This window comes from Thermomonospora echinospora, from assembly GCF_900108175.1.
Taxonomy (GTDB): Bacteria; Actinomycetota; Actinomycetes; order Streptosporangiales; family Streptosporangiaceae; genus Thermomonospora; species Thermomonospora echinospora.
In genome coordinates, this window is record NZ_FNVO01000002.1 from 353,662 (window position 1) to 371,177 (window position 17,516).

The following is a 17,516-nucleotide window of genomic DNA, read 5'->3' on the forward strand; positions in this document are numbered from 1 at the left end:
CGACCAGGCGACTACTGGTTGATCTCCGGTGCCTTCACCGGACGGCGATGGGGCCGGGGGTGCGGCCGAGGCGGGCGACCAGGCGGTCGCCGGGTGCGGCCGAAGGGGAGGCGGGGACCGGCGCCGCGAACCGGGCGGGCCGGTCGACCTCGGTCACCAGCAGGGCCGACAACGGCAGCAGTTCCTCGGCCAGGGCGTCCGGGATGGGCCGGTCCAGCCCGCAGGCGCGGGCCACGTCCCAGCCGTGCACGGCGATCTCCAGGGCTCCGGCGGCCGTCACGACCTCGGCGGCCAACGGCAGGTCGGCGACGGCGACACTGCCGCCGCCCGCCGTGCCCGTCCACGCGCCCAGCAGCCGGCAGGCACTCGCGCGCAGCGCCGCCACCGGGTCGCCGCCGGGGTCGGCGGGCGCTTCGAGGTCCACCCGGCCGAGGTCGGCGGCCTCGTACAGGGCCAGCAGCGAGTCGTTCATGTGCGCCAGCAGCGCCCGCAGGTCCCAGTCCCGGCAGGGGGTGGGCCGCGACATGGCCTGGGGCGTGACGGCGAGCAGGCTTCCCAGGGTGTAGTTGACCGCCCGTTCGAGCAGGGCCAGGCCGCCGGTCATCGCGACCGCGCGGGCAGCGCCTCGGGCAGGCCGAAGACGGGGAACAGGCCGGTGTCGAGGAAGGTCGCGGCATGGCTGATGCCGTCGCCCGCGAGGGTGAGCACCTGGAGGTTGAATGGCCGGTACATGCCGTCGGCGGGGTCGCGCAGGTACTTGGCCAGCGCGGGCTGCCCGTTGGCGGCCAGCGGGAGGATCCGCAGGTCGCCGGGTCCGGCCGGGCACCGCTCGGCCAGGTGCCGGCCGATGTCGGCGGGCCCGCGGTACCAGGCGGGGAACGGCGGCATCTCCCACACCGCGTCGTCGGTGAACAGCGCCACGATGGCGGGCACGTCCTTGGCCTCGAACGCCTCGACGTAGCGGTCGAGCAGTGCGCGCTGCTCGGCCGTCAGCGGCCCGGCCACGTCGTCCTCGCTGGGCCTGGCCCGCTCCAACTGGGCACGGGCCCGCTGCAGGATGCTGTTGACGGCGGCGGTGCTGGTGCCGACCGCCTCGGCGACCTCGGCGGCCCGCCATTTGAGCACGTCCCGCAGGATCAGCACGGCGCGCTGCCGGGGCGGCAGATGCTGCAGGGCGGCCACGAACGCCAGCCGGATGCTCTCCTTCGAGGTGACGACGGCGGCCGGGTCCGTACCCTCAGCCCCCACCAGCGCGTCCGGGACGGGCTCCAGCCAGGGCACCTCGGACTGCTCCACCAGGTCGTCGCCGGGGTCGGCGCTGGGGGCGCCCAGCCCGGTCGGCATCGGCCGCCTGGACTTGCTCTCCAGCGCACTCAGGCAGGCGCTGGTGGCGATGCGGTACAGCCAGGTACGCAGTGAGGAACGGCCCTCGAAGCGGTCGTAGGCCCGCCAGGCGCGCAGGTAGGTCTCCTGCACCAGGTCCTCGGCGTCGTGGACGGAGCCGAGCATCCGGTAGCAGTGCGCCATCAGCTCCCGCCGGAACGGGTCGGCGAGACGCTCGAAGTCCTCGGTGTCCGGCTGCGCCTGTGCCATCGCCATGACCTTCCTGTCCTTTCCCCGCGACTGTAGACGGCGTCCGTCATCACCGGTACAGACCGGGCGGGGAACGGAAACTCATCGCCGCGGCATCGTGCCGGGCGATTTCCCGTGGTGGGTGATCCCTCGGCCGACACGAAACGTCCGCCCCGCTGCACCCAGCGCTCCGAAGGGGAGCCCTGGGCGTCCGAGCGCGACCGACCCTCTGGGCCGCCCCGACGCCCTGCCGAGACCGAGCGGACGCTGCGGCGCTACCTGCGAGAGCTTTGAGCGGCCAGGAATCTTCGAAGCGCCTCAAGCAACCAGGAATGGGCGGTGCCGAGCGCCGCCCGGTCCCCGGTGACCTCGCCGTACAGCCGCCAGTAGTGGTCGACCCTGGGGTCCTGGTCCTCCTGGAGGCCGCGCAGCAGCCGCCGCCGGAACTCGGGGGTGTCCCTGGCGCCGCGCACCACGGCGTGGCTCCGGACGAAGTGCTCCAGGGCCGGCCCGGGTGCCGGGTCGTGGCCGGCGGCGACGGCCGGGCCGGCCATCTGCCACGCCTCGCCGACCCCGATCATCAGCGCGCCCTCGTCGGAGATCTCCTCGGCGTTCTGCCGTCCCCGCCTCCTGAGCCGCCGGGTCAGCGACCGGTCCCCGGCGATGGCGACCATCTGCGCGTAGGCGACCACCTGGGCGGGTGTGGGATCGGCGGGCGGCTCCGGGACGGAGACGTCAACGAAGGCGTCCCGCAGCCTGGACGGCAGCGGCGCGACCGCCACTCCGCGCCAGAAGGCGACCAGGGCGTCGCGAGCGGCCGGGCGCTGCGCGGCCGACAGCAGTTCGAGCCGCAGCGCGCGTTCGGCCGGACCCGCCTCCTCCACCGCCCGCAGCGACGCGCGCCGCCAGGCGAGGTCGGCCAGTTCCACGTCCAGCGCGGCCCGTTCGGCGGCGACCGCCTCGTCCAGTGACCGCTCCCCCGTCAGAACGAGCGCGATGGCGGACAGGCCGAGGCCGAGCCCGCGCAGGCGGCGCACGGTCCGCAGCCGGTCGACCGCGTCCGGGGCGAAGCGGCGGTGCCCGCCATGGCTGCGTTCGGCCTCCAGGACGCCCTCGTCGCAGTAGAAGCGGATGGTACGTACCGGAACCCCGGTCAGCCGGGACAGCTCCCCGATGCCGAGCGTTGTGCGGTCGGTCACATCCACTTGAACCTCCACCCGGGTGGAGCTCTTACGTTACGGGCGTCCGAAGGGAGGCGATATCCATGGGTTCGCTCGATGTGGAACAGCTCATGGCGGGGCTGCTGGAGGAGACCGGGGCGCTCGCCGAGACGGTACGGGACGCCGACCCCGATCTGCCGGTGCCCACCTGTCCGGGGTGGAGCCTGCGGGATCTGGTCGAGCACGTCGGCAACGCGCACCGCTGGGGGGCCACGCTGGTGGAGCGCCGCTCCGCCGAGCCCCCGCCGCCGGAGACGCAGAGACCGCAGGGGCCGGACTGGCTGCGGGAGGGCGCCGGGTTGCTGGTGGACGCGGTGCGCCGGACCGGGGCCGGTACCGTCGTGTGGACGTTCCTGGGGCCGCGACCGGCGGCCTTCTGGGTGCGGCGGATGCTGCACGACACCCTGGTGCACCGGGCCGACGCCACGGCGGCCGTCGGGCGGAAGGTCGGGTATCGGCCGGAACTGGCCGCCGACACGATCAGCGAAGGGCTCGAACTGTTGTCGGCCCCGACCTCCGCACAGGCCCGGCCCACCCTTGCTGAGCTGCGGGGACGGGGTGAGCGGCTGCTGCTGCGCCCGGCCGAGCCGGCCGTCCGGCCGGGCTGGATGATCACCCGTGCCCCCGAGGGGGTGCGCTGGGAACGCGGCGACGGCCCGGCCGACGTCACGCTCGGCGGTACCGTGACCGAACTGCTGCTGGTGTTCTCCCGCCGGCTTCCCCCCGAGAAGGCCGACGTCGAGATCACCGGCGATACGGCACTGCTGGACCACTGGCTGGCCCGCACGGCCTTCTGAGAGGACGACGATGGACGTCCACCTCGCCGCCCCCGGCAGGATGCCCGCGCCGGGGACCGAGATCTTCGAGTGGGGGCCGCTGCTGCCCGGCGGCCCCGGCTGGCTGGAGTGGCTGACCAAGCCGGTGCTGATCATCGCGCTGTCGGCGGGTCTGGTCTGCGGGTTCTTCTGGGCGGCGTTCCGCCGGCCGGTGCTGGTGCCGCGCGGGATGCAGAACGTGGGCGAACTGGTCTACATCTTCGTCCGCGAGCAGATCGCCCGGCCGATGCTCGGCCGGCAGGACGCCGAGCGGTGGATGCCCTTCCTGATGTCGGTGTTCTCCTTCGTCCTGGTCATGAACGTGATGGGCGTGGTGCCGGTCCTGCAGTTCCCGGTCACCTCGCACTTCGCGGTGCCGCTGGTGCTGGCCGTCGTGGTGTACGTGCTCTACCTGTCCCTGAGCGTCCGGCACCAGGGCTTCTTCGGCTACTTCAAGAACGTGATGTTCCCGCCGGGGCAGCCCTGGTGGGTGTACCTGCTGCTGGCCCCGATCGAACTGCTGCAGCATCTGGTGCTGCGCCCGGCGACCCACTCCATCCGGTTGTTCGCCAACATGTTCGCCGGGCACCTGCTGATCGCCTTCTTCGCCACCGTGGCGTGGTGGTTCCTGCTGGAGCGGCCGAGCGCGGCCGGTCTCGGGGTGGGCCTGGCCGGGGCGGTGATGACCGTGGTGCTGACGGCGTTCGAGATGTTCGTGCAGGTCCTTCAGGCGTACATCTTCACGCTGCTGGCCGCCTCCTACATCGGCACCGCACTGCATCCCGACCACTGAGGCCGACGGGCGCCGCCGGGACCGGTGACCGGTCCGGTGGCTGAGCGCTTCCTCCCGCGGCCGGGGCGCCCGGGCGCGGGAGGGCTCCGCGGATCACAGCGCGGCGATGCCGTCCAGGAGGGCCTGCCTGGTCTTGGGGCCGTAGCCGCGCAGGCCGTCGAGGCGGCCCTGCTCGATCGCCGCGGCGAGCGCCCGCGGGGAGTCGACGCCCAGCTCGGTGTGCAGGTGCAGCGCGCGTTTGGGGCCGAGGCCGGGGATCGCCAGCAGGCTGCGCGCCCCGCCGGGGATCTTCGCGCGCAGGTCCTCCAACTGGCGGAAGGTGCCCCGGTCGAGGGCCTCCTCGACCTTCTTGGCGATGGCCTCCCCCACGTCCGGGAGGGTACGGACGTCGATCGCGGTGAGGTCGCCACGGTAGGCGGCGATCGAGTCGGCGGCCTTCTTGTAGCTGCGCACCCGGATGCCGTCCCCGCCGTTCATCGCGAACAGGTCGGCGTACTCCAGCAGCAGCGCCGCCACGTCGTCATTGGTCTGGCCCATGGCGGTCAATCTATCGGCCGCATACGACGGCCGACCGGCCGCGACGGCGCGTGCCGGCCCACCGCGGGCGATGGCCTCCGCAGCGATTTCCGCTCCTTGAAATCCCGGGGCGAGCGCGCCCACATCCGACATTGACCGCCTCGACTTCTTGTGTAAGAACCCACAAAAACCTTATGGACTGACTCACCGAAGGGGCTTACTTTCGAGTCGGCCGTTGTGTGGACTCTGGGACGCGGCCCGCAATCCGCATCACGTGCGGCTCATGCCCTGGGAGGTTCTCATGGGTGTCTCCGCCCCCGGACCAGGCGATTGGCCGCTCGCGCGGATCCCCGCCGAGCTGGCCGCGCCGCTGCGCCCCCACCTGGAGGCCGCGGCCGAGGAGATGGTCCGGGAGATCCAAGCCCTGGTGCCCGAGTACTCCCGGCCCCTGGACAGCCGGTACGGCCGGCGGATGAAGTGGGCCGTACAGGAGACCGTCCGCCATTTCGTCGACGCCATGGGCGCCGCCGATTTCGACTGGTCGGAACTGACCGGCATCTATGCCGGAATCGGTGCCCACGAGGCCGGCAACGGGCGCAGCCTGGACCGGCTGCAGACGGCGATCCGGGTGAGCGGGCAGGTCGCCTGCCGCCGCTTCATCAAGGACGCCCGGCGGCTGGACTGGCCGCTGGACCTGCTGGGGCAGATCACCGAGTCGCTGTTCGTGTTCCTGGAGAAGCTCGCCGGGGCCGCCGCCCAGGGCTACGCCGACGCCCAGGAGCAGGTGGTCACCGAGCGGGAGCGTTCCCGCTGGCGACTGCGCGACCTGCTGGTGGTCGACCCGCCCGCCAGCCGAGAGGCCGTCGCCGAACTGGCCCGCTCGGCCCGCTGGGAGCCGCCCCGCACCATCGGCGTGGTGGCGGTGCGCCCGCCGCTGGGGCATCCCCCACCGGTCATGCCGCCATCGATTCTGGCCGACTGGCACGGCCCCGCCCCGTACCTGGTGGTGCCCGACCCCGACGGGCCGGGCCAGGACCGCGTCATCGCCTCGCTGGTCCGCGACTGCGCCGCCGCCGTCGGCCCGACCGTCCCGCTGACCAGGGGCGCGCTGTCGCTGCGCTGGGCGCGGCACGCGCTCGGCCTGGTGGAGCGCGGCGTCATCTGCGAGAAGGCGCCGGTCCGCTGCCTGGACCACATCCCCACCCTGGTCACCGCCATGAGCGAGGAGCTCATCAACGTGGCCCTGGGCGAACGGCTGGCCCCCCTGATGGAGCTGGCGCCGCACCGCCGCGAGCCGCTGGCCCTCACCCTGCTGACCTACATGGAGAACCGCGACAACGCGGTCGCCGCGGCCGAGCGGCTGCTCGTCCACGAGCAGACCGTCCGCTACCGGATCCGCCGGCTGGAGGAGATGTTCGGCGACGCACTGTCCGACCCCGACCGCCGCATCGAGATGCTGCTCCTGCTGCACACCTGGGTCCGCTTCGGCGGCACAACCGCCGAAGACGAGTGAGCCACCGCCCACCCACCCGGCGAACGCACCAGTCCCAGCGGGTCCATACGTCGAACCGCTGCGGACACTCAGTAAGCCGCCACCCGTCCAGCGAACACACCAATCCAGCGGACCGGCCCGCGCACTGAAACGCTGCGGACACTCAGTAAGCCGCCGCCCACCCAGTGAGCGCACCAGCTCCGGCGGACCGGCCCGTACGCCGGAGCGCTGAGGGCGATCAGTGAGCCGGTGCCCGGTGGTCCAGTGAACGCACCAGTTCCAGCGGGTCGGCCCGTATGTCGAAGCGCTGCCGTAGCACCCGTGTCGCCGCGTGCAGTCCGGCCATGCCGTGTACGCCCTGTCCCGGCGGGGTGGACGACGAGCACAGGTACACCCCCGGCAGCGGTGTCCGGTAGGGGTCCCAGCGCGGGACGGGCCGCATGAGCATCTGCCACGCCGTGGTGGCCCCGCCGGAGATGTCGCCGCCGACGTAGTTGGCGTTGTGGGCGGGCTGTTCGGCGGCCGTCACCACCCGCTTCGCCAGGATCAGCTCGCGAAAGCCCGGCGCGAACCGCTCCACCTGGGCGATCACCGCGTCCGAGACGTCCCGTGTCGAGCCGTTGGGCACGTGCGCGTACGTCCACAGCACGTGGTGGTCCCGGGGCGCGCGGCTGTCGTCCACCACGCCGGGCTGGGAGGCGAGCACGTAGGGGCGGGACGCGTGCCGTCCGGCGGTGACCTCGCGCTCGGCGATGGCCGCCTCCCGTTCACTGCCCACCAGGTGCAGGGTGCCCGCCAATTCGCAGCCCGGTGCGGCCCACGGCACCGGGCCCGCCAGCGCGAAGTCCACCTTGCAGACCGCGCCACCGTACCGGAAGCGCCGCAGGACGCGTGCGTACCCGTCCGGCAGGTGGTCGCCGGCTAGCCGCAGCAGCCCGGCAGGGGCGGTGTCGAGCAGGTAGGCGCGGGCCCGGGGCAGCTCCGCCAGCGACTCGACCTGGTGCCTGGTGATGATCCGGCCGCCGCGGTCCTCCAGCGCCCGGGTCATGGCGTTCACGATCGCCACGCTGCCGCCGCGCGGGATGGGCCAGCCGACCGCGTGCGCCAGCGTCCCCAGCAGCAGCCCGGCGCCCGTCGCGGCGGGACGATGCACAGGCGCGATGGCGTGGGCGCTCGTCCCCGCCATCATCGCGGGCGCGACGTCGCCGCGGAACCGGGCCCGCCACAGCGGCGACGACTGCTCCAGCAGCCGCAGCCCCAGCCGCACCACACCGATCGGGTCACGCGGCGGGTGCCGGTAGTCGGACATGGCGGTGGTGACGATCCCCTGCCACCGCTCCACCAGCGGACCGAACAGCGAACGCCACGCCGCCCCGTCCGCACCCAGCCCCTCGGCCGTCTTGTCCAGGTCGGCCCACGCCAGCCCGGCCCGGCCGCCGTCCAGCGGGTGCGCGTAGGCGACCTGCGGCTGCAGCAGCTCGACGCCGTGCCGCCCCAGGTCGAACGCGCGGAAGAACGGGGACGCCAACGCCATCGGGTGGACCGCCGAGCACACGTCATGCCAGAACTCCGGAAGCGTGAGCTGCTCGGTGCGCGCCCCGCCCCCGGGACGCCGGGCCGCCTCGTACACCTCCACCTTGAGCCCCGCCGCCGCCAGCACCAGCGCCGCCGACAATCCGTTGGGTCCTGAGCCCACCACCACCGCATCGACCATCTCCCCATCCTCACGCAGGCGGGGCGACGGCGTCCGCCGCACCCCATGACCGCCCGCGCTGAACGGCCGGCACCTCGTTCGCCTCCCCATCGGCGCACCTGGCGTACGGCACCGGCTCGCCGTTCCCGGGTCGCCGTCCCGCCCCCTCGGGGCACCTCGTTCGCCGGAATGATCAACGGTTGCCGGTCCGCGCCGGCCACGGCGATCAAAGCCCGCCGACGCACGGGACCGCACGGGCGAAATCCCCCAACGCACCCTTGCACGGCACAAGCTTCGATAAGAATCCAAAAATTCGCACTTTCATGATCTTTTTATGAGTACGGCCATTTACCCGATTCCAGGGTTTTTGCGGCTGTACTCTGTCGGCCGACACGGGGTTTTGTGCGCGGCTGTCCAGAAATGCCGCAACGGGGCCGATCAACCAAAGGATCATGATGCAGAGAAGGACAGCGCGTGCCCAGATGGCCGCGAAACAGCACCGGGGGAAAATCTCACTCCTGATCATCGCCGTGATGGCCGTCGTCGCGGGGGTGTCCACGGCCATGGCCACCGGAGCGGCGGCCGCTCCGTCGGCGGACGGGCCGCCGAGCCTCACGCTCGTCGCCCCCGGGGCCGGACAGGCCCAAAAGGCGTCGGAGCCGTGCTTTTCGGGCGGCACGGTATGCCACAGCACGAATCCCGACGTGACCCTGCGGCTGCACAGCAACGGCGACACCTCCGGCTGCACCTTCCACGGCACCTTCAACTGGGGTGACGGGACGAGCACGAATTACAACGTCTCCGGAGGGCCGAACGGCAAGGTCCTGATTTCCAGAACGCACCATTACAGGGTTCCGGGCGTCTACCACGGCACCTGGAACGCGGTCGTGGACAGCGGCGCCGGCTGCTACTCCAGTTCGGGGACCTTCCAGTTCACCCTGGACTGCGGCCCCACCCAGCAGAGCGGACCGGCCTGGACCTCACGGTTCCCCACCAGCCGCGCGGTGGCCGACCTGGGCAACGCCTTCGAAAGCGACGCGACCGCGTTCATCCGCGCCATGCGGCAAGCAGGGATCAAGGTCACCGTCCACGCCACGTACCGCCCGCCGCAGCGCGCCTACCTGATGCACTACAGCTGGCTGATCGCCAAGCGGCGGATCAACCCCGAGAACGTCCCGGCCTTCAAGCCCACCGGCCGGCAGCAGTCCGTGGACATCTGCTGGGTCCGCGTCAAGGACGGCAAGACGGACCTGGCAGCCTCCGTCGCCGCCGCCCAGAGCATGGTCAACGCGTTCGGCATCGACCCCGAACTCACGGTCGCACCCGCGCTCACCAGCCGGCACACCACCCGCCAGGCGATCGACATGAGCACCACCTGGAGCGCCCGCAGCATCACCATCCGCAACGCCGCCGGGCGCGCGGTCACCATCAACACCACTCCGCACACCGCCCTGAACGCCCGCCTAATCGCGGTCGGGGCCACCTACGACGTCATCCACTTCCGCCCACCCGTCCGAGACAAGAACCACTGGTCCACCGACGGCCGCTAGCAGAGGGGAAGGCCCGGCCCGCCATGGCCGGGCCTTCCGCCCGTCCGCGTACGACCTCTGACCGACCCGGCGAACGGCCGGGCACCTTACCCGGATCCCTCGCCTCAGCCGCCCGCAGTCGCCGACGACAGGCACGGCTCTCACATGTAAGCGCGACGCCAAGACCTGCCGCTCACCAAGCCCACCAGGATCCGTGGCCCAGCCCCGCGCAGGGTGTTCGGTGTTCGGTACGTACCGAACACCGAACAGACGACGAGGTCTGGCGCCTGTGTCCGTCCGGGTGGCTCCAGGCTTCACCGGCCTTGCGTCCATTCCGGTCCTGAACCCGTCGCAGGGCGGCCCGTACCATCGGCTGACGGGCGATCCCGCAGTCGCCATGGCCCTGCGCCGCTTCCCGCGGCACGCCGGGTTCTCCGGCAACGGGGCGAGGCGTTCCGAAGAAAATCCGCAGGGGCGTGTCGATGCGGCCCTGTCCCGTTCGTCTTCATGGCGTACGGCGACCCCGCCGCACAAGGACACGACACAGGAGCCAGACCGTGAAGTACATGCTGCTGATCCACAGTGCCGCCACGGACCAGGCGGCGGCCTGCGAGTCCTCCTTCGAGGACTGGCAGGTCTACGACAAGGCCGTGAAGGAGGCGGGGATCCTGGTGGACGCGCACTCGCTGGCGGACCTGACCACCGCCACCACCGTCCGGGTCGATCCGTCCGGTGAGCGGGCCATCACCACGGACGGGCCGTTCGCCGAGACCCGCGAGGTCCTCGGCGGCTACTACGTCATCGACGTGCCGGACCTCGACGTCGCGCTGGACTGGGCCGCCCGCTGCCCCGGTGCGCGCGACGGCGGGTCGGTCGTGGTGCGGCCGATCGCCGACTTCGGGGCCTGACCGCGATGGACGGGCGGGTCGCCGAGACCATGACGTCCGTGGAGGCGATGTTCCGCGAGGAGCGCGGCCGGCTGCTGGCCTCCCTCGTCCGGCGCTTCGGCGACCTGGACCTGGCCGAGGAGGTCGCCTCCGAGGCGATCGAGGCGGCGCTGGTGCACTGGCCGGTCGACGGCGTCCCGGCCAGCCCCGGCGCCTGGCTGCTGACCACGGCCCGGCGCAAGGCCGTCGACCGGCTGCGGCGGGACCGGACCTACGCCGCCCGGCTCGCCGTCCTGCAGGTGGAGGTGGACCGGGCCGGGCCCGCCCCGCCCGCGGACGCCGACGGCGACCTGCCCGACGAGCGGCTGCAGCTGTTCTTCACCTGCGCCCACCCGGCCCTTCCCGCCGAGGACCGCGCGGCGCTGACCCTGCGCTGCCTCGCCGGGCTGACGACAGCCGAGGTCGCGCGGGCCTTTCTCGTCCCGTCCGCGACGATGGCCCAGCGGATCGTGCGGGCCAAGCGGAAGATCCGCCAAGCCCGCATCCCGTTCCGCGTGCCCGGCGCGGACGAGTTGCCACAACGGCTGCCAGGGGTGCTCCAGGTCCTCTACTCGATCTTCACCGAGGGGTACGCGGCCAGCTCGGGTCCGGACCTGCAGCGGCCGGGCCTCGCCGAGGAGGCCGCCCGGCTGGCGCGGATACTGCGCCGGCTGCTGCCCGCCGAGCGGGAGGTCGCCGGGTTGCTCGGGCTGATGCTGCTGGTCCATGCGCGACGCGACGCCCGGACCGGGCCGGACGGCGGGCTCGTGCTGCTGGAGGACCAGGACCGCGGCCGGTGGGACCGCGCGATGATCGAGGAGGGTCGCGGGCTGGTGCTCGCCGCACTGACCGGCGGCCCGCCCGGCCCGTACGGGGTGCAGGCCGCGATCGCCGCCCTGCACGACGAGGCCGCGGACGTGGCGACCACCGACTGGCCGCAGATCGTGGCGCTCTACGACGTGCTGCTCGCTCTCACGCCGTCCCCGGTCGTGGCGCTGAACCGGGCCGCGGCGGTGGCGATGCGCGACGGTCCGGAGGCGGGCTTGGCGCTGCTCGACGAACTGGCCGGCGAGCCGCGGCTGCGCGGCCATCACCCCTACCCGGCCGCCCGGGCAGACCTGCTGCACCGGCTCGGCCGGTTCCACGAGGCCGCGGCGGCCTACCGGGAGGCGCTCGACCTCGCCGGCACCGAACCCGAACGGGCACACCTGCGGCGCAGGCTGAACGCGATCGAGGAGGCCGGCGCATGACGGCCGCCGGCATCGGCCGCGCCCGGCAAGGCCCCTGGGGACGATAGTCCGCGCCCCTGGTCGGAGCCATGGGCATCGTGGGTAGGGATGCCGGCGGCGTCCCGGGCCGGGCGGCTCGCGGCGCAGGTGTCCCGGCGTTCGCACCGTTCGGCGAGCGCGGCCAACGATCTCGGAGCCGGCCATGCCCGTCGCATCGCACGTCGCGTTGGCGGCGGTTGTCGTCGTACTGACGCTGGCCAACGTGCTCAACAACCGCCTGATGCCGTCCGCCTACGTGCTCACCTCGATCGTCACGACCGTGGTACTGCTGTTCCTGCTCCGGTCGGCCGGCGTCGGCTGGGCCTGTGCGGGGCTCGGCCGCGACTCGGTGCGCCGCGGGCTCACCTGGGGGCTGCTCCTCATCGTCGCGGTGGCGGCCTGCTATCTGATGGGTGCGCTGCTTCCGGTGACGCGAGACCTCTTCCTCGACCGGCGGGTGGAAAACGCCGGGCCCGGCAGGCTGGCCTTCGAGGTCCTGGTGCGCATACCCGTGGGCACCGTCCTGCTGGAGGAGGTGGCCTTCCGCGGGGTGCTGTACGCCCTGGTCAGATCCGAGCACGGGGCGGTGTGGGCGACCGTGGTGTCCTCGGGTCTCTTCGGGCTCTGGCACGTCCTGCCCGCCTCCGGCGTCAACACGGTCAATCCCCTCTTCACCCGGATCTTCGGCGTGGGCTCGCTCGGCACGGTGATAGCCGTGACGGCGGCGGTGGTCGCCATGGCTCTGGCCGGCGTGATCCTGTGCGAGCTCCAACGCCGCAGCGGCAGCCTGCTCGCACCCGCGGCGCTGCACTGGGCGACCAACGGCCTCGGGTTTGTCACGGCCTACCTGGTCGTCAACTCCCGCTGACCTCGCCCCGGCCGGATGAGGCATCCTGCGGAACGAGCGGACGGACCTCTTCGGCGATGAAGCGGACGAAGCCCTCAAGGTCCGGTTCGTCGGCGGTGGGCTGGAGGACGACGGTGTCGGCCCCGGCGTCGGCCAGCCGCTGGACGGCCTCGGCGATCGCGTCTGCGTTCCCGGCGGCCCGCAGTTCCAGTGTCGAGGCGTCGTCCCAGCGTTCGAGTTCGGCCTTGAGGCGGGCGACCGCATCCGGCCCGGTCGCCGCGTGAAGGTAGCCGACCACCGTGTGGTGGCCGGTGCGTCCGCCCTCCCGGCGTCCCTCGTCGATGAGCCGGCGGGCCCGCCGTACTCCGTCGGGAGTGACGCTCGCGTCGAGGATGGTGCCGTCGGCGGCCTCGCCGCTCAGCCGCAGTGAGCGTGGCCCGGACGCCCCGGCCAGCACCGGGGGCGCTTCGGCGGGCGGCCAGTCGAGGGCGACGCCGTCGAGCTTGACGTAACGGCCGTCCGTGGTGACCCGTTCGCCCCGCAGCAGCGCCCGCAGCGCCGCCAGATGCTCGCGCAGCAGCGTCATGGGCGAGTCAGCCCGCGCGCCGACCTGCGCCATCCAGTCCTGGACGCCGTGGCCGACGCCCAAAACGAAGCGCCCTGGGAACATCCGGTGCAGCGTGGCGGCCTCCATCGCGGTCAGCGCGACGTTCCGCAGCGGCACCGGGAGCAGGCCGACCCCGACGCGCAGCCGCTGCGTCCAGGCCAGGGCCGCCGCCGCGCTGGCGATGCCGCTTTCGAGGAAGCAGTCCTCCCACAGCCACAGCTCTTCCAGGCCCGCCTCGTCGGCCGCGCGGGCCACCTCACGCAGCCGCTCGGGGGGAAACTGGGGCCGGAACACGACACCGAGAGCAGTCATGTGATCTTCCTATCGGTCTGCCGCTGGGCGGGCAACGGCTTTGACCGGCGATCCGGCCGGGGCTCAGGACGCCTTGGCGAGAACGGCCCGCAGCCCGTCCATCTCGTCATGCCAGGCCCGGTTGACACCGCCGTCGTCCCAGAGCTGCTGAAGCTCGGAGTCCTCGCCGAGGATGCGGTCGATGGCCTGGACCGCCAGCGGGCGCAGGTCCGCGGGCAGCTCCGGAACGGGCTTGTCCGGCCCGTAGGCGGAGTCGACCGGCCGCCCGCCCGGGCACTGCGCGGCGATCAGGGCGGCCGCGGCGACCGCCTCCACGGCGTAGTCGCTGTCGAGATAGTCCTGCTCCGCGAGGACGGCCGTCAGCACCGCCCGGATCGCCGCCGGCCGCTCCTGCTCGGGAAGGTCGTCCAACCGCCCGGCGAAGTCGGCGGCCGTGTCGTTGTCGAACGGTCCGACGTCCCATGTGCCCATGTCCGGCTCCTGTCCGTGCCATTGTGAGGTCCAGCCCGCATGCTGGCAGGAACCGCCGACATTCCGGGATCTCTCCAACCGCCGGTAGGTCTTGGCCGCCTTCGGGGACCGCAGGCGTGCGGCCCGCTGGAAGGGCCGCTCTGCCGGGGGCTCAGCCGGCGGACGGGACTTCGGCGGGGATCCAGATCGGGCGCCAGTCGGCCAGTTCGGTGTAGCGGCGCAGCTCGGCCAGGCCGCTGAGCCAGCCGGCCCAGGCGGGGTACGGCGGGTTCTGCTCGTCGAAGCCGCTCTGCACGAAGGTGAGGCGGGTCTTGCCGCCGGACTCGGCCAGCTCCCAGGTGGTGACGCCGACGGCGCCCCAGTCGATGGACATCCCGCGGCCGGGCTCGACGTCGAGGATCTTGGCCGGGTCGGGGTTGTCGAAGCCGCCCATGGCGAAGCGCCCGCCCTTGTAGGGCTCGATGCCGATGGGGTAGCCGAACCACTCGCTGGCCTTGTGCGAGTCGGTCAGCGCGTCGTAGAGCACCTCGACCGGCGCGTCGACGATGATCTGCGCTCCAAGCCGCGGCGAGGTGAAGTCGGTCTTGGGGGTGAGCGGGCGGCCCTCCAGGTGGTCGACCAGGTTCGCGATCGACAGGCACCAGTAGGTCTGCAGCACGCCGCGGATGCTGGCCCCGGTCACCACGTCCTGGAAGTCGAAGTGGGTCTGCGACAGCGTGATGGTCGTGGCGTCGTCGCCCTCGGGGGCCAGGGCGATCTCGGTGGTGGTCTCCTCGCCGTCCAGCAGCCAGGCGAACCGCAGGGTGCGCTCATCGATGTGCAGCAGCCGCTGGTGGGGGGCATCGCCCTCGGGCGTGTAGCGGCCCCAGAACTCGTACCGGTGGGGCAGGTCGACCTCGGCGTGCTCGGCCAGCCAGATCCGCAGCCGCGCGGGGTCGGTCAGGGCCTGGTGGACCTCCTTGAGCGGTGCGGCGGCGCGGGCACGCAGGATCATCGGCTCACTCATCGGCTTCTCCCTTGGGGTAACAGGCCACGACGAGCTTGAAGGCGTCGCCTTCCTCTCCGCCGTAGCGGGTGAACAGGTCCTGCAGGACGGTCTGCATGTCGTTGAGGAACTCGCCGCGCCGCTCGGGCGGGACGTGGATGTGACCGGAGACCCCGATCGACGGCAGCTCGGGCGCGGTCCGGTCGAGCGCGGCGATGTCGGCCTGGACCTCCTCCATCAGGTCCAGCAGGTAGCCCAGCGTCAGCTCGTCGCGCGCCCTGCGGGGACCGAGCCGGCCGACCAGCCCGGGAGACATCCAGTAGGAACGGGCCGTCGCCTGGTAGATGCCCTCGCTGACCCCGCGCACCCTGCGCTCGGCCACCTTGGTCACCAGGCCCGCCTCCACCAGCCGTTTGACGTGGTAGTAGACCCGCTGCGGGGTCTGTTCCAGCCGCTCACCGACCTCGGTGCAGGTGCGGGGCTCGGCCAACTGCCGCAGCACCTCGATGCGCTGCGGCTTGAGCAGCGCCTCGGCCTGCTCGATCCGGTCCAGGTACAGCACGTCTCTCATCGCAAAAGAAACTTTGAACGTAAAAATCGATTTTGTCAATGGGCGATGCGGAGCCGCACGGCAGGCGCCGGCACGGCCGGCTCCCCGCGCCCCCGGAACGGATCGGTGGGGCGGGTCTGCCGCCGACGGGATCGGGTACGGCTCTGCGCGCCCTCGGGACGGATCGGGCGGATTCGCGCCGGACTGTCGTACCCCCTCGTTAGATTGCGCGCTATGCCTGATCTGCATGCCGATCCGTTCGACGCGCTGCCGTCCGGTCTGCCGCCGGGACGCCTGGTCGTCCCGGATGACGACTTCACCGACGGGGAATGGACGGGCGGGGCCGTTCTGTGGGTGTCGGACGAGCCGACGCCGGACGCCGCCCGGCACTGGCTGCGGCTGTTCGAGATCCGGGACAAGACCGGCCTGTACCCGCTGCTGCTGGAGACCCTGAAGGGGGAGCCCACCCGGCCCTGGCACGACGGCGAGCTCGACGTCCCCGCTCCGGTCGGCAGCATCGACGTGCTGACCGCGGTGGGGGTGCTGCGCCGGTTCTGGGAGTCGGTGACGGAGGAGCTGCCCGGGGACGCCGGCGAGGACGAGCAGGTCGACGACTCCGGCGTCCCCCGTGGCCCGTGGCCCGGCCTGGCCCCGCCGGGGGAGCCGGGCCGCGACCCGGACGCGGTGGCGCGGGAGTACGTCCAGGCCCGCTACACCGGGGAGAAGCTGCTGCTGGGGCTGGTGCCCGCCGCGCGGGGCGCGGACACCCTCGCCCGGACGGGCTGGCAGGGGCCCGCCAACCACACCGGTGACGTCCAGGAGATCTCGGCCGTGGTCCGCTCCTGGGAGGACCGGTTCGGGGCGCGGGTGGTGGCGGTCGGCTTCGCCACCCTCGACCTGTCCGTCGCCGCTCCCCCGGCGACGGCCGACCAGGCCCTGGGGGTCGCCGCCGAGCACCACGCGTTCTGTCCCGACAACGTCTGGCAGAACAGCGACGGCTTCACCGAGTACGCTGGGCGGCTGATCGGCGCGGGCAATTGGTCCTTCTGGTGGGACTGACATGCCGCGGGGAACCGTCGCGCCGGGCGGCCCGTTGACGCAGTACCCGACAATACGAGGAGAACCCCATGGGTGTCAGTCTTGCCAAGGGCGGCAACGTGTCGCTGACCAAGGAGGCTCCGGGCCTGACGGCTGTCACGGTCGGCCTGGGCTGGGACGTGCGGTCCACCACCGGCGCCGACTTCGACCTGGACGCCAGCGCGCTGCTGGTGGACGAGTCCGGCCGGGTGCTGTCGGACCAGCACTTCGTGTTCTTCAACAACCTGCGCAGCCCCGACGGCTCGGTCGAGCACACCGGCGACAACCTCACCGGTGAGGGCGAGGGCGACGACGAGCAGATCAAGGTCAACCTGAGCGCCGTCCCGGCCGAGGCCGCCAAGATCGTCTTCCCGGTCTCCATCCACGATGCCGACAGCCGGGGCCAGTCCTTCGGGCAGGTCCGCAACGCCTTCATCCGCGTGGTCAACCAGGCCGACAACTCCGAGCTGGCCCGCTACGACCTGACCGAGGACGCCTCCACCGAGACCGCCATGGTCTTCGGTGAGCTCTACCGCCACGGCAGCGAGTGGAAGTTCCGCGCCATCGGCCAGGGCTACGCCTCCGGCCTGGCCGGCGTCGCCAAGGACTTCGGCGTCAACGTCTGATCGCCCGAACGTCCACCCGGACCCATCGAGGCCGTGCGTACCGACCCGGCGCGCACGGCCTCAGCCGTTTCCGCCACGAGCGCGCCCCACGGACCGCCCGTAGGCATTTGCGGAACAGGAGTGCCGCGCCCCCTCGGCCGCAACCCGGCCACCTGGAAGCACTCCACCCGCAGGCGTTCGCGGGACACGGATGCTGCGCGTCCTTCGGCCGCAGCCC

General features: G+C 72.4%; 18 protein-coding genes. 9 read left to right on the top strand and 9 right to left on the bottom strand.

All coding sequences use genetic code 11. The features are described 5' to 3' along the window. Positions 1-34: 34 nt before the first annotated feature. The 3 genes from C4U03_RS05820 to C4U03_RS05830 all read right to left on the bottom strand — a co-directional run bounded on the left by C4U03_RS05820 (position 35) and on the right by C4U03_RS05830 (position 2,771). Entirely contained in the window at positions 35-604 is a 570-nt protein-coding gene (locus C4U03_RS05820) for a TIGR03086 family metal-binding protein (protein WP_103936596.1), read from the bottom strand. After that, entirely contained in the window at positions 601-1,599 is a 999-nt protein-coding gene (locus tag C4U03_RS05825) for a sigma-70 family RNA polymerase sigma factor (protein ID WP_200827072.1), read from the bottom strand. Before C4U03_RS05825 ends, C4U03_RS05820 begins: the two co-directional genes overlap by 4 nt. 248 nt (positions 1,600-1,847) lie before the next feature. Then, positions 1,848-2,771 (bottom strand): MerR family transcriptional regulator, encoded by a 924-nt coding sequence (locus C4U03_RS05830; RefSeq protein WP_200827073.1) that lies wholly within the window; start codon positions 2,769-2,771, stop codon positions 1,848-1,850. Between the two features lie 65 nt (positions 2,772-2,836). Between C4U03_RS05830 and C4U03_RS05835 the strand changes: the two genes are divergently transcribed. Both C4U03_RS05835 and atpB read left to right on the top strand, forming a co-directional pair. After that, positions 2,837-3,589 (top strand): maleylpyruvate isomerase family mycothiol-dependent enzyme, encoded by a 753-nt coding sequence (locus C4U03_RS05835; RefSeq protein ID WP_103936597.1) that lies wholly within the window; start codon positions 2,837-2,839, stop codon positions 3,587-3,589. A 10-nt stretch (positions 3,590-3,599) separates the two neighbouring features. Continuing rightward, a complete protein-coding gene (gene atpB, locus C4U03_RS05840; RefSeq protein ID WP_103936598.1) occupies positions 3,600-4,400 on the top strand; it encodes a F0F1 ATP synthase subunit A in 801 nt (266 codons plus the stop codon). A 93-nt stretch (positions 4,401-4,493) separates the two neighbouring features. Here atpB and C4U03_RS05845 read toward each other — a convergent pair whose 3' ends face one another. After that, entirely contained in the window at positions 4,494-4,937 is a 444-nt protein-coding gene (locus tag C4U03_RS05845; protein WP_103936599.1) for a helix-hairpin-helix domain-containing protein, read from the bottom strand. A 280-nt stretch (positions 4,938-5,217) separates the two neighbouring features. On the opposite strand from C4U03_RS05845, the gene C4U03_RS05850 reads away from it, so the two are divergent. Next, on the top strand, positions 5,218-6,429 hold the full coding sequence (locus tag C4U03_RS05850) for a helix-turn-helix domain-containing protein (protein WP_103936600.1): 1,212 nt from the start codon (positions 5,218-5,220) through the stop codon (positions 6,427-6,429). A gap of 217 nt (positions 6,430-6,646) precedes the next feature. Here C4U03_RS05850 and C4U03_RS05855 read toward each other — a convergent pair whose 3' ends face one another. Further along, positions 6,647-8,122, bottom strand: coding sequence for a phytoene desaturase family protein (locus C4U03_RS05855; protein WP_103936601.1), 1,476 nt, complete (start codon positions 8,120-8,122; stop codon positions 6,647-6,649). Positions 8,123-8,634: 512 nt separating this feature from the next. Between C4U03_RS05855 and C4U03_RS05860 the strand changes: the two genes are divergently transcribed. From C4U03_RS05860 to C4U03_RS05875, 4 genes are all read left to right on the top strand, one after another. Further along, entirely contained in the window at positions 8,635-9,651 is a 1,017-nt protein-coding gene (locus tag C4U03_RS05860; RefSeq protein WP_146087266.1) for a hypothetical protein, read from the top strand. 545 nt (positions 9,652-10,196) lie between these two features. Then, positions 10,197-10,538, top strand: coding sequence for a YciI family protein (locus tag C4U03_RS05865; protein ID WP_235017696.1), 342 nt, complete (start codon positions 10,197-10,199; stop codon positions 10,536-10,538). A gap of 5 nt (positions 10,539-10,543) precedes the next feature. Further along, positions 10,544-11,806, top strand: coding sequence for an RNA polymerase sigma factor (locus C4U03_RS05870; protein ID WP_103936604.1), 1,263 nt, complete (start codon positions 10,544-10,546; stop codon positions 11,804-11,806). 181 nt (positions 11,807-11,987) lie between these two features. Next, complete coding sequence (locus C4U03_RS05875; RefSeq protein ID WP_103936605.1) at positions 11,988-12,692, top strand: CPBP family intramembrane glutamic endopeptidase; 705 nt, start codon at positions 11,988-11,990, stop codon at positions 12,690-12,692. Here C4U03_RS05875 and C4U03_RS05880 read toward each other — a convergent pair. The 4 genes from C4U03_RS05880 to C4U03_RS05895 form a co-directional block, all read right to left on the bottom strand. Then, positions 12,679-13,590 (bottom strand): LLM class flavin-dependent oxidoreductase, encoded by a 912-nt coding sequence (locus C4U03_RS05880; protein WP_103936606.1) that lies wholly within the window; start codon positions 13,588-13,590, stop codon positions 12,679-12,681. The two genes, C4U03_RS05875 and C4U03_RS05880, sit on opposite strands and share 14 nt — an antisense overlap. Before the next feature lie 63 nt (positions 13,591-13,653). Continuing rightward, on the bottom strand, positions 13,654-14,061 hold the full coding sequence (locus C4U03_RS05885; RefSeq protein ID WP_103936607.1) for a DUF4259 domain-containing protein: 408 nt from the start codon (positions 14,059-14,061) through the stop codon (positions 13,654-13,656). A gap of 151 nt (positions 14,062-14,212) precedes the next feature. Beyond that, positions 14,213-15,067 (bottom strand): SRPBCC family protein, encoded by an 855-nt coding sequence (locus tag C4U03_RS05890; protein WP_103936608.1) that lies wholly within the window; start codon positions 15,065-15,067, stop codon positions 14,213-14,215. Beyond that, the gene (locus tag C4U03_RS05895; RefSeq protein ID WP_103936609.1) at positions 15,060-15,617 is read right to left on the bottom strand and encodes an ArsR/SmtB family transcription factor; all 558 of its coding nucleotides are present in this window, start codon (positions 15,615-15,617) and stop codon (positions 15,060-15,062) included. Before C4U03_RS05895 ends, C4U03_RS05890 begins: the two co-directional genes overlap by 8 nt. Before the next feature lie 213 nt (positions 15,618-15,830). On the opposite strand from C4U03_RS05895, the gene C4U03_RS05900 reads away from it, so the two are divergent. Further along, positions 15,831-16,655: a DUF4253 domain-containing protein gene (locus tag C4U03_RS05900; protein ID WP_103936610.1), complete on the top strand. Its 825-nt coding sequence runs from the start codon at positions 15,831-15,833 to the stop codon at positions 16,653-16,655. Positions 16,656-16,723: 68 nt separating this feature from the next. Further along, complete coding sequence (locus tag C4U03_RS05905) at positions 16,724-17,299, top strand: TerD family protein (RefSeq protein ID WP_103936611.1); 576 nt, start codon at positions 16,724-16,726, stop codon at positions 17,297-17,299. Positions 17,300-17,516: the final 217 nt, after the last annotated feature.